The sequence below is a fragment of the Sporosarcina sp. P29 genome, from assembly GCF_002743265.1.
In the GTDB taxonomy this organism is placed as follows: Bacteria; Bacillota; Bacilli; order Bacillales_A; family Planococcaceae; genus Sporosarcina.
The window spans coordinates 1-428 of sequence record NZ_PDYX01000096.1 but is presented as its reverse complement, the minus strand read 5'-3'; the positions used below and the strand labels follow the sequence as shown (position 1 = coordinate 428).

At 38.8% G+C, this 428-nt stretch carries 1 protein-coding gene; it reads right to left on the bottom strand.

What is annotated here, in order from left to right; genetic code table 11:
- Positions 1-184 precede the first annotated feature (184 nt).
- Positions 185-428 (bottom strand): PepSY domain-containing protein (locus tag CSV68_RS16710; RefSeq protein WP_233192959.1); only part of this gene is annotated, 244 nt, incomplete at its 5' end.

The following is a 428-nucleotide window of genomic DNA, read 5'->3' as shown; positions in this document are numbered from 1 at the left end:
TGGCTCTCCTGATAAGAGTGCATCCACCTGTATTGCTAGTTGCGCGTACTTCTCTTGTAGATTATTCGAGTAATCAATAGGTGTGTACATACTAATTCCCTGCTTTCTGTGTATAGTTCTTACTTTTATCATACACAGAATAATAGTATTGGAAAAGTAATCGAGCTTCATTCCTTGTTTCTAATCAATCTAATTTTACCTTCAATACCTCACCGGTCACGGCATCTATTTTGACTTCATACTTATGTCCTTCTGCTGTGCGAATATCCACTTCATAGATCAACATACCGTCATCAAATTCCAGTTCTGACTTCACCACTTCACCCGGTACTCTTTGTAATGCAATTTCATTTGCCTGCTCCATTGAAATCCTGCGATATTGCGGATGTTGCCAGTGATTCATCCAATACTCACTTTGCTGATTCAAT